Source organism: Agaribacillus sp. DX54, assembly GCF_056858335.1.
This window is the reverse complement of record NZ_JBXEQE010000031.1, coordinates 55,746-81,375: the sequence shown is the minus strand read 5'-3', so window position 1 is coordinate 81,375 and position 25,630 is coordinate 55,746. Positions and strand designations below refer to the sequence as shown.

Below are 25,630 nucleotides of genomic sequence, written 5' to 3'. Positions count from 1 at the left end.
AATAGTCATCCGCTGATATTATAGGTGACTTGGTATGGGTTATCTTAAAATCATCAAAGAACGTATCCACCAACTTATCATTCTCATTGGACAGATAAATGTAAATATAACCAGGTTTAGTGACATTTGCAGTTAATGTAAGGTAATCATGGGGAATGTCCGTCCCATCTTCATTTGCAGTAATATCGATCTGGTCGATTTCATAGAAATAAGGCTCATAACCCTGATCAAATAAAATATAGTTGATAAAGGACTTGGGAGCAGCCGGATCCTCCCAGTCCGAAGCGTCCAGAAACGGGCCTATACTAAACAGATCACTTAACGCATTATAGGCCGCCTGGGCATCGGGTGTGGCCGGATTGGCTACCCCGAAAGCATCAGCTACAGCACCTAAGATACCACCCAGGTTGGTAGCATTGGCAGTCGGAGACCAATACTTGGCATAAGCCTCAATGTGGACCACATCCCCCGGCACTACGGCTAACGATTTAGCCAACCCGATGATCTCACCTGGCGCACCACTTAACCTGACAGACTGATCCGATCCAACGCCTGCGGTATGATTATACAAGGTATTGCTGATAATCGTAGCATCACCATAGTTCTGAAAATCCAGCGCTTCGACCGGCTGCTCATTTGTTTCAAAAGTAGCCACATACTCATCGGGCTGCTCCTCCCTGGTCGTGAAGGTCACCCTGACATTCCCTAAATGGTCCGTGAGGTTATATTCGTAATTATAGGCGGTACTCACAGCCTCTGCGTCCTCTGTGGTGGCCCTGCCCTCAGGCGTCATCACAAAGTCACGGCTGGTGGTCTCCCCCGCTCCCTGGTAATCGTTGATGGTGTACTGCACCCCAGAGGTGTAGTCGGTGACGGTCTTCACCACCGTGCCATCCACATCTTCCCGTACCTCCTTTCTGAGCTTAGTACCCGCCGCATCGTAGGTGTACAATATCTCATTACCATCGGCAAACACAATCCGTCTGGGCAGGTTCAGGAGGTTGTATTCGATACTAGCGATGTCTTTGTTGGCATCACTGGTCAAATTGCCGTTGGCATCATAACTGTAATCAATAGCCGAAGTATTGACGTCCTTAAAACCCTCCCCTACACCTGAACTATCTATGACAGCCTGCAGGCGGTTGGACACTTCCGCATCTTCATAGCTGTAGTCCAGATCATCCAGCACATAGACCCCATACAGGTTCTTTGCCTGCCTTTTCAGGCTTTGGATGTTGCCATTCCGGTCATACATGATATTGCCCACACTGAACCCTGCCTCATTCATGTTCCAGGTGTTTGTACCGGTAGCATACACATAGCTGGCGCTCTTGATACGGTTTACCTGATCGTAGGTATAGGTGTAGCCCTGCTCTTGCCCGGAATTGTAGGTCTGCCAGGTGATGGCTGAGATGTTGCCGTTGTAATAAGGCTTAGCCTTGTATGCCAGGTCAGGATTGGAAAATAACAGCGGCAAGGTGGAAGCACCGGCCACATTACTGTAATCCGAATGACCTTTGGCATCTACAGCCTGCAGCCGGTAGAAATAAGTGGTCTCAGGCACCAGGCCTTCATCCCTGAAGGCAGTCACATTCGCCCCCAGGCTGGCCACCTGTTCGAAACCGCTGCTGCTGGACAGCGACCGCTCCAACACATAACCACTCTCGGCCGAAGTGTTGTCCTGCCAGGTGAGGTCCATCTCAAAGGCTGATACGCCGGAGGCCGAAAGCCCTGTCGGCGGGGTAAGGCCGGTGGTCACGGTTATCTCAGGGGTATATACCGAATAGTTGGCCCCGTTTACGGCCCTGACCCGGTAGTTGTAGGTCGTCTCAGTAGGAAGGGCTGCATCACTATAAGTGCTCACATCTGCCGCAGTGGTATGGACCAGGGTGTAGGTACCTTCGGTTACCCCCTTTCTTTCTATCTGATAGCCCGTTTCGTTTTCAGCGTTATCTACCCAGGACAAATCTATACGGGTAGACAAGTACGGGGTGCCACTTAACCCGGCAGGTTCTTCCAGCAATGTGGCCGCATTTACTACATTGCTGTAAGCTGAATTACCCGTTGAGTTGGTGGCCTGCACCCGGTAGTAAACCGTCTGCCCGGGAGACAAACCTGCATGTTCATAGGCAGCCGCCGCAGAAGGTAAACTCACCAGGGGCCGATAGCTCACCCCACCGTCTGTTGAAAACTCTACCACATAATTCCCCTCATCAGTCGCATTGTCGGTCCAGGCCAGGTTAATCTGTGATTTTGAAGCCACACTCGCCGCTAACCCGGAAGGGACCGCCGGTATAGCTACAGTACTGCGGTAGCGGTCTTTGTCCGCATTGTAGTTCTGCAATACCTCGGCCTCGCTCAGCGTCCTGTTATACACCTGCAGCACTTCAAAGTCCCCATGGCCCTTGGTATAGATCATCTTCTGAAAATCTACTTGCACCGGCCCCTGGTTGGCAGGACCATCACGCAAAGCGCTGTTCCTGTACAACCGGCCCACACCATTATCATAAGTATAAACGATGTATACCCACTTACCCAATTGATAAATATTGTAAGGCCCGAAACGGTTCTCCAGCACACCGGTCACCATCCTGGTCCCGCTTTCATTGGTAGCATAGTAGGCGCCTACCAGATGGGCCGCGTTGACAGAACTGACATTGTTGTAGGTATATCCCTGTGCATCAGGCCGCAGCCAGAAGCCTACTGAAAAGTGGGTGGTGCCCGCCGGCAGTCCCGGCAGTGGCGCCTCAAAACCCTGATCGGTAAAGTGCAACCTGCCGTTTTGTTTGACCACACCCGCATCCAGGGTGGCATCATTGCCCTTGCCGCTCAAATCATACCAGTCAGGGCCACTGCCGTCATAACTCATCGTCAGAGTCGCATCCAGGTACAATTCCAGGCCGCTGGTGACCACGGAGAAATCCGGCAAAGAGGTGGTGATGCCACTGACCGTGTTGCTGTACCCCGAACTTCCCCTGGAATTAAGTGCTGCTACCCGGTAGTGATAGGTGGTGTTGGGTTCAAGGCCTGTGTCCTCATAGGAGCTGGTATTAAACGGCAAGACAGCTAAAACACTGTAGTTAGTGCCATCCGTGGAACTTTCTACCTGGTATTCATCCTCATGGTTGGCCACATCGTTCCAGTTCAGCCTGATCCTGTTGTAGGACTGCACACTGGCACTCAGGCCTGTGGGCGGCAAAGGTGGGGTGACCTTGGTAGATAAAGTTTTGGCCGTAAGTACATTACTGTAACCTGAACTGCCCAGACTGTTCTCTGCCTTCACCCGGAAGTAAACTATCTGGTTGGGGGTCAGGTTATCATGGGTATAGTTATTGACATTGACAATCACCTCGTCGAGCACCGTAAAAGGGCCGTTGATATCACTAGCCATCTCAACGACAAATTTGTCCTCGTTGTCTGCATTGTCTGTCCAGGTGATTTTGATTTCATAGGATCCGAGGGTATTGACAGCCAGGTCTGTGGGTGCTGCAGGTACCTGGGTGGGCACAAAGTAGCGGTTTTTGTGGATTTCATAGTTCTGAAAAACCTCCTGGGCAGTCAGTGTTTTGGAATACACCTGTAACAGGTCAAAATCACCATACCCCTGTTTCAACATCAGGTTTTCAAAGTCTACCGTTACCGGGTCCTGCACCTTCGGGCTGTTACTGAACTCCACCCCGTTTTTATACATGCGAGCAGTACCGTTATCATAGGTAAACACAAAATAGGCCCATTCATCCAAAATGTAGACACTGTAACTGTCAAACATGTTGGTGGCGGTCACCCCCGTCACATACCTGAAATTGACCGCATCATTGCGGCTGAAAAAGGCCCCGTTACCAAATTCAGCGCCGCTCGCCTGCAGGTTGTTGTTGCGATACCCTGCCTGGGTAGGCCGCATCCAGAAGCCCACTGAAAAGTTGGTTATGCCTGCTGTCAAGGCAGGTACCGGTGCTGAGAATCCCCGGTTGTTAAAACGCAGGTGCCCGGATAAAACAGCAACTCCTTCATCCAGGGTGGCATGGTGGTTCTTGCCGCTGATATCATTCCACACCGTGCCTGTGCCTGCTCCATTGTAGCTGGACACATGACCTGCATCCAGGTACAACTCCAGGCCATCGCTGACAATGTTGATCACCGGCAGTGGATCAGTGGTAGCGGTTTGGTTCGCTGAAGGGGCAGAACTACCCGCCGCATTTACGGCTGTCACCCGGTAGGTGTAAGCGGTGGCTGCATTCAGGCCCACATCTTCATGGGCAGTGGCACCGGCCGGCAGGTATTTCAACGGGGTGAAGTTGGTCCCGTCCGTTGACCGCTCCACCAGGTAGTACACCTCATCGGTGGCTACATCGCTCCAGGTAAGGGATACCTGGCTGACCGATAAAGCCGTGGCCACAACATCCGTAGAGGTGGCGGGCACAGTTACCGTGCTGCTTGTATGACCATAACCCATGTAATAGTTGTGCCACACCTCATCCGCTGTCAGGGCCCGCCCGTAGACCTGGGCAACATTAAACCGGCCCAGGGCATAACTTAGGATAAACTTGCCCCATGCCGCCGTCATCGGGCCGGTGTCTTTGCTGATGAAGTGTTGTCCGTTCTTATACAGCGAGGCGATGTTGTTTTCATAGGTGTATACAAAATACTGGTCCTGGTTATTGGCCAGCAGTCCTGCCGGCAAATCTGTCCGGGCGATCATGGCATTCTCATCGAGGTTGTCGATACCTGCCTGAATGGAACCTGGAAAACCACTGCGCACCCCGAAAATGAATGCTCCCACATTAAAGCTGCTCCGCACCATATTAGGCCTTGAGTTGTCCGATGGGTTGATCCAAAAGCCTACACTGAAAGCCTGGTTTTGGGCAATGGGCAGGTTTTCGCCAGTGATCAACTGGGTGCCGTTGTAGGTAAAACTCAAATCGGTGCCATCAAAAGAATAGGCGTTGAGGGTGGCATCGTTGGCGCCAGTGCTTAAATCATACCAGGTATTGCCCGACCCGGGGTAGCTGGCAGGGTTGCGGGCGTCCAGGTAGAGGAGCAACTGGTCTTTAATGATCCCGGGGTCAGCTAGGGATGATGCATTCAGGGAGGTTGAAAAGCCTGAGTTGCCCAGGCTGTTGTTGGCTTTGATGCGGTAGTAATAGCCGGTGCCTGCCTGTACGGTATGGTCCTGGAAGGAAAGGGCATTTCCTGCGACAGTGCCCACTGCGGTGAAATTGATGTTATCTTCAGACCTTTCAACGGCGTAGTCATCCACAATCTGTGCATTGGCATCCCAGCTAAAGGTGATGTAGTCGAATGAAGTGCGGAGGGTGACAAGCCCTGTGGGGTCAGCCGGCGGAGCAGTGGCCACACAGTTAGTGGCTGCTTGGCCTGTATCTGTGGGGGCTACCCCGGTAGAAGAAATATACAGTTTATCAATTTTAGCCCCTGGCTCCCGGAAGGCAATATCCAGGGTGTGGCTGCCTGCGGTGAGGTTGAAAGTGACTGCCACCCCCGAGTTATCTGAGTCATGGACATCATCCCACAACCAGCTACCGGTAGGGATGGCATTCCACTTGATCCAGCTTGCACCATCCATCCTTACCCAAAACGAGTCGTCGTTGGCACTAGTGGTAAAAGCCCTGCCCCAGACTTTATAATCTCCGGCAGTGGTGATGTCGAAAGTATAACTTAAATGGTCGGCGACTGCGGAAGGCGGGGTGGTCAGTTGGGCGGTACCTGTCTGCATGACCATGTAGTTGTTGTTAGAGGCCGAGGCATCACTGGCCATGGTCCAGTTCGGACCCCTTGTGCCACACTCAGCCTCCAGCCACAGTTCCTCACTGAGAAGGGATGTGTTCTTCCCAGCCTTCTTTCCCAAAGGCTTATCTTTTGAGGCCACCCCGGTGATAAAATCCCCGGTGACCCAAATGGTGCCGTCCAGGGAGGCTGTCAGCGTAGCGGGGTCAACATCCAGGAATACTTCAGGGGTGAGGTGTACTGCCCAACTTTCGGACTCATCATCATCACCGGATGAAACATTCTGTTCTTGTAAGCAGATAACAGGTGAAGTGCTGAGTCCTTCGCCAGAGGCTACGGCTACCGGAGAAGTACTTTGCTGGCTGCTGCAGTTATGATGCGACACCCTGCCGGTTTTATCCGGCAACTGCCGCGGGCTGTAGAAGCCAATGCCGGGTTTTTTGTCTTTGGCCATTTTAGCCTTGATCTTTCCTGGGTTGACCTTCCCGGAATTTACCCCCCGGTAATCTACGCCAAACTTATGGCCCCAGCCAGCCTTATGGCCATTTTGTATTTTCGCAGGTACCGGGTGTTTGAAAGCAGCAGGATTTCGGTTAAAAATATCCGGTAGTTGGTAGGAAATAACCGGCTTTAACGGCAGTCCCTGCAATAGCTGCTCAAAATAGGGCAAAGGGCTGTTCATGGGATCCTGCCCGGTGCCGGTCATGTCATAGTTTAAACCGGGGACTTTCAGGTTATAATACAGCGCCATGCCGAAATAATCCGGCGCCTGGTCCCCGGTATTGATGCCGCCCGTTGTCAGCGCACTGTTATTGATCCTGGTCAGCCATCCCCGGATGTTATAGCGGTAGTCCACCGACTGTTTGAATTGTGGATTGGTCATCAGCGCGCTGTGCAGGTTTTTCTCCACCAGCTCACCGATTTCATTGTAGCGGTTGGCGGTCAGAAGGACCGAGTCCTGGCTATTGATACGGTGGTAAGTATTCAATAGCCGGCTGGCATGGTCATAGGTAAAGCTTTGGTTCACCACCAGGTCCTCAAAGCTGCCCGTACCCCGCCGGTGGGTCTGCTGCGTGCGCAGCGCCCGTCCTGCGAAGTCGTATTCAGTAGTCACCCTGTCAAAGCCGCCGGTGTAATTGTCTGTGACCGTCTGGACCACCCGGTAGCGCTCATCGTAGTAGATGACTGTATTTAAGTATTTATTTTCTCCCAACACCTGGGTGCGGGAGCCGGTCACCTGGCCTTTGACCCTGGTAAAAGTACCCATGTTCAACAACCCCAATTCAGGTTCAAAGCCATAATTCACCGTTGTGGTCCCCAACCGGCCATCAGCGATAAAGTCATAGTTATCATAGAAGGTAACGGTCAGGATCTCATGGGCGCCCAAGGTCAGTGGCGGGTAGCTGCGGTCGGTGTAACCCCAGGTATCAGAAGCGCTGTAGGACTCATAACGGTAGTTGGCATCATTGGGTAAGTGGTTGGTGTAGTAAGTATCCAGTCCAGCCTCCACACCATCTCGGTAGGCCATCCTGTCTGTGCCCCAGCTATTGGCCAGGGTCATGGTGCCGGTCAGCACTGGCCGGTTCAGGGGGTCATATTTGGTAAAGCTCCACTCGCTGTCTTGAAACTGGTTGCCATCCTGGGTAAACACCAGCCTGTCAAACTGATCGTAGACCATGTACACCGGCTCAGCGCCAGGCACCTTTTTCATAATCATGCGTTGCCTGCCATCATAGTGGTACTGGAAGACCAGGTTTTTCAAAATGGGATCATCAGGACCGGATGGGGTAAAGTTGCCATCACCCAACAGCCTGGTAGCTTTGGGAGGGAAAACATAACGCAGGTTGTTGAACTCATCATAGACATAGTAGGTCTGCAGCCATTCTACCTGGGTATTGCTGATCACGTTTTCTACTTCTTTCAGCACCGTCCTGCCCAGCTTGTCGACGAACTCATGGGTCTCAGCACCATGTTCGTCCTCGGTTTCATTGAGCATCAATTCGTTAGGGGCATAGTGCGTGGTGCTCGTGGGTAGCTTGCCTGCTGTTAACTCCCACAGCCGCACCTGATTGGCGATGTTGGTATGATAGCGGAATTTGAGGGTCTTGCCTTTACCAGTGAAAAGATTAGGCTGCCAGGGGTTGCCCACAGCACCCTGCTCTATGAGACGATTTAAGGGCGAGGGTTCAAAAACTTTTAGGGCATATTTATGGAATTCCCGGGCAACATCTTTAACAGGATCACTGTTATTGCCAGGATAGTAAAAGGTATATAAGTCACCCAGCGGGTCTTCCTTAAAAGAACCATTATTTTTGATGTTACCTTCATGCATATATGCTGTGTATGGTAAATACTCCTTGTTCTCCCTGCCAAATGCATCATACTCGCGGTGCTGCACCACATCATTTTTACGGGGTGAGCCCTGAACGATAACCGACTGGATAGGGCGGCCCAGGCCGTCGAAGTAGTCCACGGTCCTGTCCAGTTGTTCTACGGCGAGGTTGTTGATAGCATTGTCTTCGGTGACACCTTTTTCGGTAATGGTGTTGGAGATGATGTAGTTCAAGGCCTGATTCGGTATGGGTGGTAACGCTTCCGCCAAGGTGTAGGATTCAGTATACAATGTCAGTTGCGTGGCCAGGGTATTGGTGATCTTACAACGATACTGCGTACCGATATCTCCTGCGGTTGTGTTGGCTATGGTATAATTATTGGTAGTTGCACCAAACACATCCTGCCAAATGGTTCCGTTAAATTTTTGCCACTGATATTGGTTATTAACAGCGATGCTTTGGAAGGTTAAAGTAACCGGATTACCAATTTGAAAACCGATCGTTTGAGAGGTGCCAACAGTACTTTGCGGGGCATAAATCAATGCACCAAAAATGGGCTGATCCACTGCTGTAAAATTACTTTCAAGACCTTCAAATACGATTTTATTGTTTTTAATGTTAACAGTCAGATTTGAAGCATTTGTATTACCTGCAAAGCTTGGAAAGGAAGCGAAATTGTTATTATACAAAAACAATTGAGTTAGATTGGTTAGATTACTTGCGGACACTGGTATTTCACCGGATAAGTTATTGAATTGGAGCCGGAGGAAAATCAAACTATTCAGGTTTCCTATAGATGCGGGAATATTACCAGTTAACAAATTATTTTCAAGATAAAGATACAATAATTCAGATAAGTTACCGATTGTATTCGGAATGGCTCCAGACAGTTGGTTCCCACTTAAATTCAAAGAATACAGCAAATTCAAGTTACCAATTTCATATGGAATACCGCCTGTTAAAGAATTTGTCTGCAAATGCAATACCCCTAAATTTGACAGTCGGCCTATTGTTGGTGGTAAAGACCCAATAAGCTGGTTATTATATAAAAGCAATTCTTGCAGACTGGTCAGATTACCTATCGATTCAGGTATTTCTCCAGATAAATTGTTAAAATGCAGCCTCAAACGCCGCAAATTATTTAGGTTTCCGATGGAATTGGGGATAGTACCACCAAAGGAATTATCATCGAGGTGAAGAAATTGTAATCCGGTTAGGTTGCCAATTGCATTTGGAATGGTTCCGGATAGATTATTACTAGTCAAATACAAAGAATACAATGAGTTCATGTTACCAATTTCATCCGGAATGTTGCCCGCTAAAGAATTTTTCTGCAAATGCAATATCCCCAAATTGGATAGCTGCCCCACTGTTGATGGTATTGATCCACCAAGCTGATTATTAAATAAAAGCAATTCTTTGAGATTCGCCAGGTTTCCTATAGACGCGGGGATTTCACCCGAAAGGTTATTCCAGGAAAGCCTGAGGCGAATTAAATTACTTAAGTTTCCTATAGATGAAGGTATAGTACCGCTTAGCGCATTACTGTTTAAATGAAGATAGATCAATCCGGTCAAATTACCCAAAGAGCTTGGTATTGATCCGCTTAATTGATTTGTATACAAATATAGCGTAGAAAGATTGGCCAGATTGCCCAATTCCACAGGAATGCTTCCTGTTAGTTGGTTAGTATGAAGGTTTAAGGAAATCAGGTTAACGAGGTTACCTAAAGATGAAGGAATGCTACCTGATAGTTGATTGGTGGAAGCTATCAGGTGCTTTAGGTTAATCAGGTTTCCGAGTGAGGAAGGAATAGCCCCCGTCAATTGATTATTGTATAGGTAAAGTCCCCGCAAATTATTTAAGTTACCTAAGTTAGAGGGTATACTTCCACTAAGATTATTATAATGTAAGTCTAGTATAGTTAAATTTGACAGGTTACTTAGTGAAGATGGAATGTCCCCGGAAAGTCGATTATGGAATAAATACATGGTAGACAAATTGCTCAATCCCCCCAATTCTGTAGGGATATTTCCCGTTAACTGGTTGCTCCGTAAATTTAAGTTAACAAGGTTGGTAAGATTCCCTAAGGTCGCCGGAATACTACCGGATAGTTGATTAGAAGAAACAATTAGATGCTTTAAGTTAACCAGGTTTCCAAGCGTAGCAGGAATACTACCTGTCAGTTGATTGCTGTACAGATAAAGTCGTTCTAAATTGTTCAGATTACCCAAACTGGCAGGAATATCTCCACTTAAGCTATTAAAATTAAGTTCTAATACAGTCAAATTAGATAGGTTACCTAAGGAGGTTGGAATATTACCGATGAGTTGGTTATTATGCAAATGCAGGGCAGAAAGGTTAATCAAATCCCCCACTTCAGTCGGTATTGTTCCTGTGATTTGATTTGTGTGTAAATTGAGGTTGACTAACGCGGTAAGGTTGCCCATTGTTGATGGGATGCTTCCCATTAAGTTATTGAGTGGCAAACTTATACCAGTCACATCACCATTGGATGTACTTACTCCCCACCAATTTTCAAAATCAGTGTTGGTAGTTCCCTGCAACCAATTCGTCTTATTAGTCCAATTGGGTCCATCCAGGTTATTGTATAGATCAACCAATGCCGCATGTTCTACTGCATCTGGCACCAAACCTTCTCCCTGCGCATAGCAAGTAGAGAAACTGAGCTGAAGGCATATTCCTATCAGATAAGCCCATCTGTTTATGAATAAATCTTTAACTTTTTTCATAACCCAATTATTTTTGATATTATTCAGATAGTTCTTCTCCACGTTACTGCCCTCCTCCCTGTGCTTCGCTGTGATAACGGTATTCATAATGCTGCACAATGTTGTCTTCATGGTCCCGGATGTGTTGCAGGCGGCCTAGGGCATCATATTCGTAATAGGTGGTTATACCATTGGGATCGGTCTGGGAAGTTATGCCAACCAGGGGGTCGTAGGTGTAGGTGGTAATTTGGCCCTCTTCTAGTGAACTATTAAGGGCTAAATTAAAATTACGCCAGTTATTTCTTTTATTTTCGGTATCTAACCCATTAATATCTGCTAACAAAATTTCCAAATCGTCTAAACCATTTGAGTACGTAGCCAAACTATTAACAGCATCAGCCACTGAACTTTCCAGTAATGCTACTTCCACACCAATAGCTTGCGCAACAGGAAATGTGTTGTTATAACCCCAAACATAGCTGGTGGGCATATTGTTGGTTTCTCTTATTTGAATCAGGTTGCCATTTTTATCGTATAGATAGTTTGCTCTTTCTTTATAATTAATGTCGAAGTTTTCACCATTCGTCGATTCATTTAATCCTGTTAAACCGCCACTAGTTTCGATTAAATAAACATTTTCAGGTACAACTATTTTATCTTCAATTTTGTATTCTGTTGCCACCCCGGAAACTAATTCCCCATCAACCCACTTTGATTCCTCAATTACAGGAGCCAAAATATGGCGTTTCACCATTGAATCGACTGCTACTCCCGCAAATTCATAATCAAGAGGGTATTTGAAGCGGGTTTCAACGGTTTGTCCATGACTAGTCGATTTGGTTTCAGAGGTAGGCATAACATGAAACTCCCTTCTGTCATAAAAAAACTGCCTTTCTGTAAAAATACTATCAGTTGTATTGTTCTGATCATATCTTACATCATATACTTTGTCCAAATAGTGCCATCCCGTGGACACTCCATATTCTTCAAAAACCATATCCGTACAACCACCACGAGAAGATATTTGACATCCTACTTTTAATCCCCTTTTTCTCTTATTCCACGTGTTAACATTTTTAATTTCATAGTCATTAATTACCTTGCGTATTCTTTCATAGTCACCAGCAGATTTTTTTAAGTCTATCTGGTTCACTAGTAGCCCGCGCTTCCAATCAAAACTCTCAGCAGGAGGAAATGGAAATGTTGGACGAATCCTATCCGGATATTCATTTGCAGTAGTATATTGGAAGCTACTTTTACCGCTTTCTCCGTTTTCACCATAGTAAACTTGTACCTGTTCATATCCAACATGTCCTCCTTGGGTTGTCCCAAGTATTACATTGCTTCGTGCCGTTCTTACGAAATCATAGCAATTGACCGCACTGCGATAGTCATATCCATAGACTGGCTCGGTAATCACTACCCCACTTGATTTTTCCGGGTCGGATTTGTCCTTGTAAGTAAACCGGGTAATTGTGGGCAAAGATCCAGGATCTTGTGATGTAATCCTATGAATTCTTAAACCTCCGACGGTTATGTTCCTTTTTGTTAAATGTGAATTTGACCCGCTAAAAACTGGGATACTTTTTGGTCCGCTCACATTTACGACAAAATGATTTGCCAATGGGTTTAAACCATCAAATATCTCCAATGTCAATTGGTAATTACCATTCTCTAAAAATTGGTTTGTTATATAAGTAGATCCAATTTCTCGTCCTGCGGACCAAGCTATTTCCCCATTTTCCTTAAAAATATCAATAAAAATCCCACATGCACTAGGCCCACTACGATCTCCAAAATTGCACCCTTGCAAACCGCTGATTGTAATTTCCATCATAAGTCCAGGAACCCTACCTGGCTGAACCAACTCCGGAGGTGCATCGATGGTGAAGTCAGCGAAAACTACCCTTGTATCAGCTGCATCGGCTGCTCTAACATTCGCATAAAGAGAGTCACCATCTACTGTTTGTTCAGTTTGCCAAAGAAATGTTGCGGGAACAAGTGCCTGATGTGGCTCAAATTCAAAATCTGTGGTTCCTCCGGTAGGGTATTTTATTTGTTCTATAATTGCAGCTTGCATGTGACCATCACTGGCCATTCTATTAGCACCGGGCAAGGTGATTTGACTACCCATATTTGGATTCAAATAGAGGTATTTAGGTACCAGGCTTGAATTGTTGACCTTGCCATTGTAAAACCCCCAGTGGTCTTGGGCATTAGACAATCTTTCAGGTAGATTCTTGCTGTTGTAGATAAAGGAATAGGGTGGTTTAAGATTATTGCTGTCAATCTTTTCTTGAACACCTGTTAGTTTCAGACGATATTTTCTAGAGTCCTGGTTACCCAAACAATAGTCGTTTGAGAGAGCCCCAAAACTCGTAAAATATTCATAGCTTAACTCAAAGCGTTTCTTTAAATCACCCTTCAGATCACGTATCTCAATAGCATGAAGTGCGCTATCACCCATGATATCTAATCGCTCTTGATCTTCAACTATAAAATTGACGGTACCTTGATTAAATACTATATTTTTGATTCTCGCACCTTCAACACTAACATCACTGTAACTTTTTTGAGACCTGTCGGAAGAACAACCACTTCCTGAAGCATTACTGTTTAAAAAAAAGCTTGTTTCATAACTCTTTTGACAGTAATTAATTGTATAGTTTTCATAAGTAAACATTACCGAGTCATTGTTAGGTGAAATAATTTTGGTCAAATACCATGCTGAATTAAATGTCAAAATACTGCTTACCCTTGTTCCCTGACGATCATTGATGGTTATGTCTTGTGCATTTCCTTCACCAAAAGTGTATTTAAAACCTTTTTCATCGATTATAGTCCATGTTTGATCAGAATTATAAACAATTGATATATCTTGATAAGGTATACTATAACCAATGATTTGTTCATTTTCTTTCTCCAGGAAGAATCTTCCGGAACGGCCATTGAAATTGAAGTAAAACATGTCTGGCTCAAAATCCAATTGGTTATTGGTGATTTGATCAAAATAGTTCAATTTATCGTTACTGTTCGCTGTTATGATATCATCAACAGAGTATCCGTGTTCTAAAATACCTGAAAATCGTCTTTCATCTGGTAAACCTCTCATTGTCCTAGTAATTACTCCACCAGCATTTAATGACCAACCAAGCCCTACCCAAGAAGCCATTTCTTCAACTTTTATTCCGGATGCGTGGTAGCTTATAGAAATTGGAACCGTAAACTCACCGGCAGGAATATCATAAAGGGGAATGTTAATATTTGGGGTGCCTGTATAATAGTTTACCGGTATCTCGCCGTATTTTCCTAAAGAAGCAGCGTTTGGAGAAGGTGGAACAATCTCGATATGAAGAGGGTTATCTTGACTTTTCACCAAATACTGTACTCCAATGAGCCCTATAAGTAATATCAAATACTTTTTCATAATAAAAATCTTAAATGCTTTAAATGATTGGTTAATCAATTGTAATCTCCACATACCCGTAGCAAATCATCGACTGATCCACCTTCTCCACTACGACCTCCTTACGCTCCAACTGCACCGTTACCCTCGAATAAATCACCCTCTCCGGCTCAAAATACACCACCCCCAACTCTGTCTTATCATATTTCACCCCTATGGTAAATGACTTTTGCGGGTCACTGTGATTGGTAAAAGCCAAATTGCCTGCATCGTAGCTGATGGTGATGTTTTCAACACCGTCGGTGAGATCGCTGTTGAGCCCGGTCTTGATCACTTGTTCGGTGCTTGTAGTAGTCCAGGCGCTATCGGCCAACATATGCTGTGCGTGAAGATGGCCTGTTATCAGACACGCGATCGCAACTAGTATAATTATCTTTTTCATGTCGTTTGTATTTTGTTTTCTATCGTTATTTTTTCCTTTCTGATAAATTGTCCAAATCTAACGGTGTGAATATACTTTTTCTATTCTTCTATGGATTGATCCATGAAGTGAAGGCAGGTGGTGAACCTATCTGCCCGTGTCAGGGCATACCTCGACTGTTTGGGAATTTTTGTTTTAAAAATTCCCAGCCCGGATATATGTTCTGGAAACACGCGTATCCAAGCGTTTTGCCGAAACACATTCCGGTCTTATAGCAATCACTTTTAAAGCGATTGCTTAGTTCGCTATGTTCCTGTTGGTGGCTGGCGGGGAAAAATCATGATCGGTGACCTTATGCATAGGTAATGGCGGTCATAACCGCTGAACCTGATGCTTTAATTGGCCAAAGCATGTTATCCCGATGCCAGTTAAGATTGTGTTTTCATCATTGTATCGATTTTATGTTGGTTTCATAACTTGTTAATTTATTCCTTGTCCGCTTTTATTCTTTTTGCTTTTCGATTTTTCCACTTTTATTTTTTTTCGAACCCTGTTCCATTAGTTCAAACCCGAATCGCACGTTCCAGGGATTGTCATACAGACTGTGCTCATCGTAGAGAAAGTTGTATAACAACATCACATGGCCCTTAATTTTATTGCGTATCTTGTAGCTCTTACCCAGGCCTGCCAGGGCACTGTTTTGCCAGGCATCGCCATTTTCATCTCCAATGGCACTTTTTTGTGCCGACCTGTTGCCGCTTTGCAGCCTTTCATATTCTACATGGGCAAAAAAGCCTTTGTAAACCTCATGCTCAGCAAAACCCCGATAGCCAAACACTTCGTTTTCATCCGACAAAAAGAAGCGTTCTTTTTCGTCGAAGGTGGTGCGATAGGTGCCGCCCAGTCCCAATCTGAGCATTTTGGTCCACCGGTAAGCCAGAGTCGGAGAGATGTCCAGGGAGACCTCCTCACCGGGGTGCAACTGAAAATTGCCACCCAGCACCAGGCGCTCACCCAGGGTTTTGTCCTTCATGGGGTTTTGTTTTTTGAGTTTTTCCCCATTCAGGCCACTCCCACCTGATTTGCCCATACGCTGCTTGAGCCTGGTCAGCTTACTTTGAGCAGCCTTGAGTTTTTCCTGCTGACCAGCAAAATGGTCCCTGGCCATGGTCTTGGCTTTTTGCATAGCCTGCTCTTTGACATAATCTTCTTTACCTAGTTCTTCAATTTGCTGTTGGTAAGGACTGAAGGCGTTTTTCTGACCTTCAAAAGCCTGTATTTCTTCCAGTTCTCTGGCCCGTTGCTCAAGTGTTTTTGGCGTATTAACAACCTCGTTTCCATAGTCCTTTATCCCGTCGGTATATTGCTGCCACTGCTGCAGTTGATCCTGTTGTCTTTTGAGCCAGTCAGGATTAATTTTTTGACTGAACTGTTCAAAATCTTCTTTAAAAGCCGATTTCATTGCAGCTATTTCCGTATTTACAGCAGCGAGCTGTTCTTTTTGTTGTAAGGCGCCTTTTAGCCCGGAAAGTTTTTGATCGATGTCACTAATAAACTCTGATGATATCTTATCATGCTTTAATTGATTAATTAACTGGTCCATCTCACCGACCTGGTCCTGTGAAATCACTTCATCCGGAATTTCTAATTGCCCCATTTCATGATTCAATCTCCTGGTCATTTGTAAATGGTTCAGCTTTTGCCGCAGACTGTCTGCTTCCGGGGTAAGTTTACCACTGGCACGAAGTTGTCCGATTTTCTGTTGGAGGGCCTCGTAGATAGAATCCTGTAAATTTATCGCCTTATTTTCAAGTTGGTTTATTTTGGTTTCAACGTGGTTTTGCCTGGTCTCCAAATTGTTAAGCAAACTATCACCGTTGGCCTTCAGCGTTATTACTTGCTGCAATTGGCCAGGAGTAAGGCTATCAGTATTCAACAGATAGCTACTTAGCCGGGATTGCCAGGATTGCAGACTATCAATGGAGTTTTTCAGGTCATGTAGCGTGACTGTTGACGGAAGATTGGGAAGGCTGTCTGTCAAAAGCTGAGTGTTTATCCTTATTGTAGAGTCTGCCAAAGCTACCACCTGCCAGGCAGGTGATGGTATGGTCAGCAACAAACCAAAGATGAATGGCAAAATGACAATGAAAGATAATATAGATTTTTCGTTTCCCAATCTTTTAACTTTTAATAACATATTTACCATACCTTAAACTAAGGCCGGGATATGCAGCAAAGGTTATCTATAAAATTAAACTGCTGTTGAAAGCGTGATGCATATTATATATGGCAGCAAACACCTTTCATAAGTTAGCCGGTATCATACCTTATGGTCTGTAAAAACCACATTCTTTCAGAAATGGTATTACTTTGGTTGACAAGAACTGTCAGAAGCAATCGCCAATATGGATTGAAATGATTAGCTAAATTGCTTACAAGGATCATACTAATTTAGTAGACAAAACAATATAGCGCAAGTGTTTTATGTGAAAAAATTGTTAAAAACTATAACTATTTTTATATGTCTCTGATTTACAGCAAGTTATTATGTAAATAAATGTTAACTTTTCTATGTAAATAATTAGTTTTGCTGTATTTAATAATCCTGATTTTTGAATTACGCCTATCGACTATCAGGATCATAAGCAGCCAACTAATATAGGGATAGTGGGAAGTTGCCTGACCTCCTGGTTTTCTAAAGTTCGATGGTGGTATTAAAAACCACCCGCAGATCCCCTCCCACTTTTACAGATACCGGGTTTCCATTTTGTATCTTTACCGTTACGTAGGCAAAACCGCCCCGATTCATATCTTCACCTTGCTTGGAGACAAACTCTAAACAACGGTTATCATGATTCACCAATTGATATCTCACCAAATAGGCCCCTAATGGTCCGTTGCCGCTACCGGTAATCGGGGCCTCATTCACACCTACAGCCGGGGCAAAAGTTCTGGCATTCGTTCTGATGGTTCCATTTTGACTATCCAGGTTAAAAACATGAAAGCCATTACACCCGGTTTCAATACTTATTTCGATTAATTTATCAAAATCCGGTGTCAGGTTGTTGAGAATGTTCTTGTCTTTAAGGGGTACAAGGATTTTAGGATCACCGGTATCTACAATTTGCACCGGGGCCTTCATCAGGTCCTGAACCTGCAGCCGGAATGCATTCAACACCTTTGCTTTCCTGTTTCCGACGAGGGTATGCTCAAATTTAGGGGGGGATTGGGTTAAGAAAATTCTTCTGTTTATACTATTGCCTACCAGTTCAACCGGCAAAATCCCGCCGGAAAGTTTAACCTTGATGTCACGTTTTTTGAATCCCTGACGCCTGGCCCAGACATAACAGGCCGCCAGGGTTGCGTGACCGCACCCCGGCACTTCTACATTGGGGGTGAAGTATCGGAGCCGGAGGTCATGGCTTTCATCATCGGGTTTAAATACAAATGCTGTTTCCGAGTTGTTTACCTCCCGGGAGATTGCCTGCATTTCGGTCTCTGTCAATCCATCGGCATTAAGCACCACACCAGCCGGATTCCCTTTAAACAAGGCAATAGTGAAAACATCTACCTGATAAAAATCAACTTTCATACTTTTGGTCTTTGGTGTAAATTGTCACGTTTAATCCGGTGGTGATAGTTTGTTGCTCTGTTTGATCATGTATTCATACGGATCTTAAAAAGAAAAAGACTATTTCGAATTCGGGATTTTCTATTTAAATCTCTGAAAAAAAATACCACATGGCAAATAAAATCAATTAATTGCCGGGTTAAAAATGAATAGTTTTCATGATCTCTATTCATTTTTTTAATGAAAAAGGTTATTAATTTTATTATCTTAACGCGTGGTTTGGCGTGTTACCTCCATTTTGCGGGTTTCTACAATATTTCCTTCCACCACTAAACTGCAGAAATAAATACCGGGGCGCAGGGCATGATCTTTGAGGAGCAGTTTCTGTTTTCCTTCTTTCAGATGATCCCAAAACATCCGCTGATCACCCTTTTCATCCACAATAAACAATGAAATACGCTGATGGCCTGTTTCAGGAACAAAATATTGAATGATGGTGAATTGATCAAAAGGATTGGGCTGGTTTCCAATTAATTCAGGCCTTGTTTCTGACGCTCCCTTTGCCTTCGCCAAATCTGATTTTGATGGCAGCAGATTTTTCAACAATTTCAGTTCTTCTTTTAATTGCTTTATCTCATTTAAAATCTTGTCGTTTGACCTTTTCTGCCCCATGATTGCTTCGAATCCTTTAACCTCCGATAATAATATTGTAAATAAAGGAATTACCTCGACAAGTGAAAAACCAATACGTTGATTTCAACTGAAATGTAGGATGTACGACAATTGCGGGTTCAGATAATGGTCTCCCGTTCAAGTACATTTAATCCCGGGCTGTTTTTATCAGGGTGCCCCAATATCCGATGGCTTACTTAACCACGCTGTGAGAAAAGCGGGCTCACTTTTTGATATTTGAAAGCTTTCGCAGCCATTGAATAAGGCAAAATCATGCAATGCATTTTTCAAAGCCCAAAGCAACTGGTCATTGATCCTGACACGTGGCTCAATTTGCAGGTTGTTAATGATCAAAACACCGGTTTTTCGCACGGCCTTGGGGTCCAGCCGGCCGATAAATTCGGTGCCCCACAAAATTGGCAGGGCAAAGTAGCCGTAAACCCTTTTGTGGGCAGGCAGGTATATTTCGGTCTGGTAATCAAAGTTAAAAAAGTAAGCCAGTCTTTTCCGCTGGATGATGGCATTATCGAAGGGAGAGAGCAGGTATACCGCTTTATTCACACGCTTTGGCATTTGCTCAATTCGATCAGGAGTGGTGTAAAACACTTTGCCCGAAGCTTTGTGAATAGTTACTTGCAATATTTTACCTTCCTCAATGAATTCCGGCAAGTACCGTTGGATCAGGGGTTTAATCCAATTGCGCAGATAATGAATAGCACCGAGTGAAACCAGACCTTGCGCTTTGATGGCAGATAACAGGTAATACGCTGCCTGCTCTCTCGGTGCAGGCAGGGAGGTATCGATACCGGAAGGTAAAACCCTCTCGGGGAGGTCATACCTGCGATGGAAGTTATCACGGGCACTGACCAGCAACTTCCCTTCCATAAACAGCTCGTGCAGGGCTTGTTTTGCCGGTTTCAAATCCCACATCTTACCGGATAATTTTCCATTACCACCAAAATCCCTGGCATACAATGCGCCTTCACCTACAATCCGGTCATAGACATAGGTTTTCACTTGAGTATCTACAGCATACCAATGATGGCCGGCGGATTTTATGTGATGCATGGTATGAAGGCAAAAACGGTAATGTTTCATCGGTAAAAAAGCTGCCGCATGGCTCCAGTACTCCAAAACCGTGCGATCCCTACCCAACATAGCATACAATAACCCGGGCTTGTAATTACCTGCCCGGTTCCACAAAGTATGATGGTGTGCCCGCTCAATTACTGAAATAGCATCTATTTGCACATAACCCAGGCGATCCAGCACCTTGAGCACAGCCCTCTTGCCCTTGCCAAAAGGTTTTTTGTTAAGCAGCCCCTGGCTGGCTAAAATCAGTTTGCGAGCCTCAAAAAGAGTAATTTCCATAGATTTAAAAGTAAGTTACAGCCCGGCTAAAATTAAACAAATATAGCTATTGTTAAAACTTAGATGCCTAAAATACCATCAAAAACCGGCAGATATAGCTTTGAAACGAAATTAACTATATACGCTGCATGCATAACAATTTTTTTGTGTTATATTTATGTTGTCATAAATCAAAGTTTTATACTCCATGGAAAGATACGCTGAGGTATTAAATTATGCCATTCCTTTTTTTATGTCGCTGCTTGTGATCGAAAGAATCGCTGCATGGCTGAAAGGAAAAAAGGTAATCCACAGCATGGATACGCTTTCCAGCTTAGGTTCAGGGCTTACCAATGCCATCAAGGATGTACTTGGGCTTACCTTTGTTATTGTCTCATACGAATGGATGGTTGAACATCTTGCCTTGTTCCATATTGAAGCTACCTGGCTCGTCTATGTACTGGCGTTTCTCGGACTTGATTTTGCCGGTTACTGGAATCACCGGCTGGCCCACCAAGTCAATTATTTCTGGAATCACCACATCATTCACCATAGCAGCGAAGAATTCAATCTGGCCTGTGCTTTGCGCCAATCCATCTCCAATTTTTTCACCATTTTTGCCTTTTTAATGATCCCTACCGCCTTAATGGGCATTCCGGCAGAGGTAGTGGCGGTGCTGGCCCCTCTCCACTTGTTCGCACAATACTGGTATCATACACGCCTGATCGGCAAAATGGGCTTCCTGGAAAAAATCATTGTGACCCCCTCCCACCACCGGGTGCATCATGCCATCAACGACATTTACCTCGACAAGAATCTTTCACAGGTGTTTATCATCTGGGATAAACTGTTCGGCACTTTTCAGGAAGAGCTCGATGAAGTGCCACCGGTTTACGGCGTAAAGAGGCCCGGCAGAACCTGGAATCCGGTCATTATCAATTTTTATCATTTATGGCAGTTGATGAAAGATGCCTGGCACACCGACTCCCTGGCCGCCAAACTCAAGATATGGTTCATGCCCACCGGTTGGAGACCCCCTGACGTACAGGAAAAATATCCCCTGGAAAGTATCGTAGATGTTTACGCCTACGAAAAATACAATCCCAAATCCTCCAAATGGCTGCACATCTGGTCATGGATCCAGTTTTTGGCTACTTTCACCCTGATGATGTACCTGTTCAACAACTTTGCGGCGATAGGTTTTCCCGGGGTATTGATTTACGGGCTTTTTCTGATTTTTTGCATATTCTCTTACAGCACATTAATGGACCGTAGCATCCACGCCTGGTGGGTAGAACTCATCAAAGCCATAACAGGGCTGTTTTTAATCTTTTATCAGGGTGGGTGGTTTTTACTGGATTCGGTTGTGCCGTATGGTACAGTCATGGTAATGGCATATTTTGTGATTGCTTTGGTGATTTCTTGTGCTTTTGTATGGTTTGAGATCAGGTCGGGTAAAGTTGGGGTGAGAATGAAGGTTTCTCAAATAAATGAGATCTGAAATCGAGTCGCTAAACTTTTACGCTCATGCCCACAGCAGCACAGAATGCCTTGATTGAACTACAGGAATTGCTCAAAATTGAGCAGGAGGAAGACTATCGGCAATACAGGGAGAAGATACAGATCAATACCATTGAGGACAGAAAAGAGGGCGGTATTACATGGTATCCGGTTATTAAATCGGGGCAATTTATCAGTACCGGTGAACGTGTTACCTTATCGTTGCAAAGAACCACTGGTGAACAGCACCCCTCTAATTTCCAGGTGGGGTCGGTGGTAAGTGTTTTTAAAGGGGAAGCGGGACGTGAAAGGCAGATTTCAGGAGTGATCAGCTACCTGAACAAGGAAAAAATGCGGGTAGTATTGCATGATAGTGAGGTGCCCGACTGGCTGGATGATGGAAAGCTCGGGGTTAATCTGCTATTTGATGAGGTGTCTTATAAAGAGATGAACCTGGCATTGGAAATTGTGGCTGGCGCGGAAAGAGGGCGTATAGCGGCATTGAGAGAGATTTTGTATGGGGCACAGGAGGCAACTTTTCAAAACGGATACGACTATGACACCCCTTCCCTCAACAAAAAACAAAATGAAGCTTTAACAAAGGTCATTAACGCACGGGATCTCGCGATTATTCACGGACCGCCGGGAACCGGTAAGACGACCACTTTAGTACAGGCTATCAAAGCCACTGTCACCACTGAAAAGCAGGTACTCGTGTGTGCCCCCAGCAATGCAGCAGTGGACTTACTGGTAGAAAAACTGATTGAAGAAGAGGTTGGCACTTTGCGTTTGGGGCATCCGGCGAGGCTAACTGAAAATGTCATAGAAAACAGTCTGGATGTAAAAATCTCCCGGCACCCACAATTCAAAGATTTGAAGGAAAGCCGCAGGAAGGCAGAGGAGCTTAGAAAAATCGGTTATAAGTATAAACGGAATTTTGGCAAACAGGAGCGCCGGCAACGTGACCGCATTTTAAAGGAAGCCAGCATGTTAAAAGCCTATAGTAGGGATATAGAGTCTTATATCATCAACCATCTGCTGGAGTCGGCGCAGGTTATTGCATGTACAGTCACCGGAGCCAATCAGGCATTTTTAAAAGACAAAGCTTTTAAGACCGTTTTTATCGACGAATGTTCACAGGCACTCGAACCTGCTTGCTGGATTCCTGTGATTAAAGGGCAAAGGGTAATCATGGCCGGGGATCACTGTCAGCTTCCTCCAACCGTCAAATCGCTTAATGCCGCCAAAAACGGGCTGGAGGTCTCGTTATTTGAAAAAGCCATCTCCAATACCCGAACAGACACCATGCTGGAGGTCCAATATCGTATGGCTCCGCAAATCATGGGTTTTTCAAGCCAATATTTTTATCAAAACAAGCTAAAAACGGCAGAGGAAGTATTGGCCAGGCCTGATGAAGTCTTATTTGAGTTTATCGATACCGCCGGATGCGGCTTCAGAGAAAGCCAGGATAAAAGCACACTGTCTACTTATAATAAAGAGGAGGCGCAACTCCTGATCAAACATTTATGTCAACACCCACCTGAATCGGGGTTGAATGCAGGCATCATCGCGCCCTATAAAGCCCAGATTAAATTGCTCGATGAAATGCTGCGCGAAGAAAATTGCCTGGATGCGGTGCTTGAGAATATCAGGATTAACACAGTAGATGCATTTCAGGGACAGGAAAGGGACGTGATTTATATCAGCCTCGTGAGGTCAAATAACAAATCCGAAATTGGTTTTTTGAAAGAGTACAGGCGCATGAACGTTGCCATGACCCGCGCCAAATCCACCCTTGTGATCATCGGTGACTCCGCTACCCTGGGCAACGATCCGTTTTACAGGCAAATGATTGATTATGTCGAAAAAAATGGTAAATACGCGAGCGCTTTTGAATACCTGTATGATTAACCCCCGGAGGGAACATTTGACAGCAATCATTGTTTTAAAAACATAACTGCGGAATTGTCGCGTCTTTTACATAAAAGGCTGATTGATTATCATTTAACATTTATTAACTTTATTAACCCGTATTGACCAAAAAACATGAAGTTAAATATGATGAAAAAGCAATTAATTTTAACAGGAAGTGCCTTGTTGCTGGTGGGTTTGGTCTACATGGTTTCTGTGGCTAAAGATGAACCGCAAAAGACGGAAACAGCCGGCACAGTTATTTTACAGGACAAAGATCAAAAAATTGCCACTTTTGCAGGGGGTTGCTTTTGGTGTATGGAGAAACCTTTCGAAAAATTACCGGGAGTCTCCGCCGTTATTTCCGGGTATGCAGGGGGCAAAAAGCCAAACCCGACTTACCGGGAGGTTTCTTCGGGAAGTACTGGTCATACCGAAGCAGTGCAAATATTTTATGATCCCAAAAAAATATCTTATAATGATTTGTTGGAGTTTTTTTGGAGACAGATCAATCCCACCGATGCGGGCGGTCAGTTTGTGGACAGAGGTTCGCAGTACCGGTCGGAAATCTTTTACCATGATCAGGATCAGAAAGCCCGGGCCGAGGCTTCAAAAAGCAAACTGGCAGGATCGGGCAGGTTTGATAAACCCATAGTTACTGCCATCACTCCGTTTACGGAATTTTATGATGCAGAAGAATACCACCAGGATTATTATTTAAAAAGCCCTGACAATTACCAACGTTACCGACGCGGTTCCGGAAGGGACCAGTTCATCAAAAAAGTTTGGGGTGACGATCTGGAATACAAGGTAAAAGCATCAGGTAAACCAAAGTCTTCAAAAGTCTACGGCAAACCTACGGAGGAGGAGCTTAAAAAACGGCTTACGGCATTGCAATATGATGTAACTCAAAATGAAGCGACCGAACGTCCGTTCTCCAACGAATTCTGGGATCATAAAAAAGAGGGGATTTATGTGGATATTGTTTCCGGTGAACCCTTGTTCAGTTCAAAAGACAAGTACCGTTCAGGCACTGGCTGGCCCAGCTTTACGCAGCCTATCGATGGGCAATATATTACAGAAAGAACCGATTATCATCTGGGTTACGCCCGGACCGAGGTGAGAAGTAAATATGGCGACAGTCATTTGGGTCACGTATTTCCCGATGGCCCAAAACCGACTGGATTACGTTATTGTATTAACTCGGCAGCGCTCAGGTTTATTCCTAAAGAAGCACTCAATGAGACAGGATATAGCGACTTCGCCGCTTTGTTTGATTGAGTTTTTGCATTGAATAATCATGACTACGGTTTGATTTTTATAAATTATGTGAGGGTTTGATTAAATTTGTGCCTAAAATACTTCTCAAAATACTTTACACTAAAACAGAACACTTATGAAAAACCCGATGAAAGATATTATGCAATTGCTGGCGTGCTTTGCTGTTATGGTCGCCTGTCAACAGCAAACACAGAAAACCGGGGAAGGAGCCGGTACAGAACCTGCCGAAGAGCCGGTTGCCGAAGCCAGCGGTATGAATTTCTACGGTGAAAAAATCACCGGGGAAGGAGCTGTACAAGCCGAAGAGTTATTGGCTGCGTTGGAAGGTAAAGATTCGGTCAAGGTGAAATTTTCCAGCAAAATACGCGCTACCTGCCAGGTGAAAGGTTGCTGGATGAAAGTGAATTTGGCCGATGACAGCGAAATAAGGGTGACTTTTAAAGATTATGGATTTTTTGTCCCCAAAGAGGGTATGGAAGGAAAAGAGACCATTATAGAAGGATACGCAAAACAGATCGAGACAGACGTAGAGACTTTAAAACATTATGCCAAAGATGCCGGGAAAACCCAGGAGGAAATTGATGCCATCACGAGCCCCAAAAGAGAAATTGCTTTTGTAGCGAGTGGTGTGATTATTAAGTAAGATTTCAATATGCCTGTCCGGTTCAAAGTATTCCGGAAGAAAGTAGGATAGTATTACATTGATAGGAA

Annotated in this window: 11 protein-coding genes; 4 read left to right on the top strand and 7 right to left on the bottom strand. The window is 45.0% G+C overall.

Annotated elements, in window-relative coordinates; all coding sequences use genetic code 11:
• From AC04NP_RS24495 to AC04NP_RS24465, 7 genes are all read right to left on the bottom strand, one after another.
• Window positions 1-10,828, bottom strand: a 10,828-nt coding sequence (locus AC04NP_RS24495) for a leucine-rich repeat domain-containing protein (protein ID WP_482862652.1), incomplete at its 3' end; no start/stop codon positions are given.
• Window positions 10,829-10,871: 43 nt separating this feature from the next.
• On the bottom strand, window positions 10,872-14,288 hold the full coding sequence (locus tag AC04NP_RS24490) for an RHS repeat domain-containing protein (RefSeq protein WP_482862651.1): 3,417 nt from the start codon (window positions 14,286-14,288) through the stop codon (window positions 10,872-10,874).
• Window positions 14,266-14,655 carry a hypothetical protein gene (locus AC04NP_RS24485; protein ID WP_482862650.1) on the bottom strand — a complete coding sequence of 130 codons (390 nt, stop codon included), beginning with the start codon at window positions 14,653-14,655 and terminating at the stop codon, window positions 14,266-14,268. The genes AC04NP_RS24490 and AC04NP_RS24485 overlap by 23 nt, the downstream gene beginning before the upstream one ends.
• Before the next feature lie 481 nt (window positions 14,656-15,136).
• Complete coding sequence (locus AC04NP_RS24480; RefSeq protein WP_482862649.1) at window positions 15,137-16,831, bottom strand: hypothetical protein; 1,695 nt, start codon at window positions 16,829-16,831, stop codon at window positions 15,137-15,139.
• Between the two features lie 498 nt (window positions 16,832-17,329).
• On the bottom strand, window positions 17,330-18,226 hold the full coding sequence (locus AC04NP_RS24475; protein WP_482862648.1) for a PhzF family phenazine biosynthesis isomerase: 897 nt from the start codon (window positions 18,224-18,226) through the stop codon (window positions 17,330-17,332).
• A 246-nt stretch (window positions 18,227-18,472) separates the two neighbouring features.
• Complete coding sequence (locus tag AC04NP_RS24470) at window positions 18,473-18,877, bottom strand: hypothetical protein (protein ID WP_482862647.1); 405 nt, start codon at window positions 18,875-18,877, stop codon at window positions 18,473-18,475.
• Between the two features lie 168 nt (window positions 18,878-19,045).
• The gene (locus tag AC04NP_RS24465) at window positions 19,046-20,248 is read right to left on the bottom strand and encodes a winged helix-turn-helix domain-containing protein (RefSeq protein WP_482862646.1); all 1,203 of its coding nucleotides are present in this window, start codon (window positions 20,246-20,248) and stop codon (window positions 19,046-19,048) included.
• A gap of 187 nt (window positions 20,249-20,435) precedes the next feature.
• On the opposite strand from AC04NP_RS24465, the gene AC04NP_RS24460 reads away from it, so the two are divergent.
• The 4 genes from AC04NP_RS24460 (at window position 20,436) to AC04NP_RS24445 (ending at window position 25,562) form a co-directional block, all read left to right on the top strand.
• The gene (locus tag AC04NP_RS24460; RefSeq protein WP_482862645.1) at window positions 20,436-21,728 is read left to right on the top strand and encodes a sterol desaturase family protein; all 1,293 of its coding nucleotides are present in this window, start codon (window positions 20,436-20,438) and stop codon (window positions 21,726-21,728) included.
• Between the two features lie 26 nt (window positions 21,729-21,754).
• The gene (locus AC04NP_RS24455) at window positions 21,755-23,638 is read left to right on the top strand and encodes an AAA domain-containing protein (RefSeq protein WP_482862644.1); all 1,884 of its coding nucleotides are present in this window, start codon (window positions 21,755-21,757) and stop codon (window positions 23,636-23,638) included.
• A gap of 135 nt (window positions 23,639-23,773) precedes the next feature.
• Entirely contained in the window at window positions 23,774-24,919 is a 1,146-nt protein-coding gene (gene msrA, locus AC04NP_RS24450; protein ID WP_482862643.1) for a peptide-methionine (S)-S-oxide reductase MsrA, read from the top strand.
• Between the two features lie 115 nt (window positions 24,920-25,034).
• Entirely contained in the window at window positions 25,035-25,562 is a 528-nt protein-coding gene (locus AC04NP_RS24445; protein WP_482862642.1) for a DUF4920 domain-containing protein, read from the top strand.
• Window positions 25,563-25,630 lie beyond the last annotated feature (68 nt).

What these genes read in the sequence shown, in the direction of transcription:
- AC04NP_RS24490 (WP_482862651.1), bottom strand. Translation starts at nt 14,288, where the DNA reads ATGTGGAGATTACAATTGATTAACCAATCATTTAAAGCATTTAAGATT.
- AC04NP_RS24485 (WP_482862650.1), bottom strand. Translation starts at nt 14,655, where the DNA reads ATGAAAAAGATAATTATACTAGTTGCGATCGCGTGTCTGATAACAGGC.
- AC04NP_RS24480 (WP_482862649.1), bottom strand. Translation starts at nt 16,831, where the DNA reads ATGTTATTAAAAGTTAAAAGATTGGGAAACGAAAAATCTATATTATCT.
- AC04NP_RS24475 (WP_482862648.1), bottom strand. Translation starts at nt 18,226, where the DNA reads ATGAAAGTTGATTTTTATCAGGTAGATGTTTTCACTATTGCCTTGTTT.
- AC04NP_RS24470 (WP_482862647.1), bottom strand. Translation starts at nt 18,877, where the DNA reads ATGGGGCAGAAAAGGTCAAACGACAAGATTTTAAATGAGATAAAGCAA.
- AC04NP_RS24465 (WP_482862646.1), bottom strand. Translation starts at nt 20,248, where the DNA reads ATGGAAATTACTCTTTTTGAGGCTCGCAAACTGATTTTAGCCAGCCAG.
- AC04NP_RS24460 (WP_482862645.1), top strand. Translation starts at nt 20,436, where the DNA reads ATGGAAAGATACGCTGAGGTATTAAATTATGCCATTCCTTTTTTTATG.
- AC04NP_RS24455 (WP_482862644.1), top strand. Translation starts at nt 21,755, where the DNA reads ATGCCCACAGCAGCACAGAATGCCTTGATTGAACTACAGGAATTGCTC.
- msrA (WP_482862643.1), top strand. Translation starts at nt 23,774, where the DNA reads ATGAAGTTAAATATGATGAAAAAGCAATTAATTTTAACAGGAAGTGCC.
- AC04NP_RS24445 (WP_482862642.1), top strand. Translation starts at nt 25,035, where the DNA reads ATGAAAAACCCGATGAAAGATATTATGCAATTGCTGGCGTGCTTTGCT.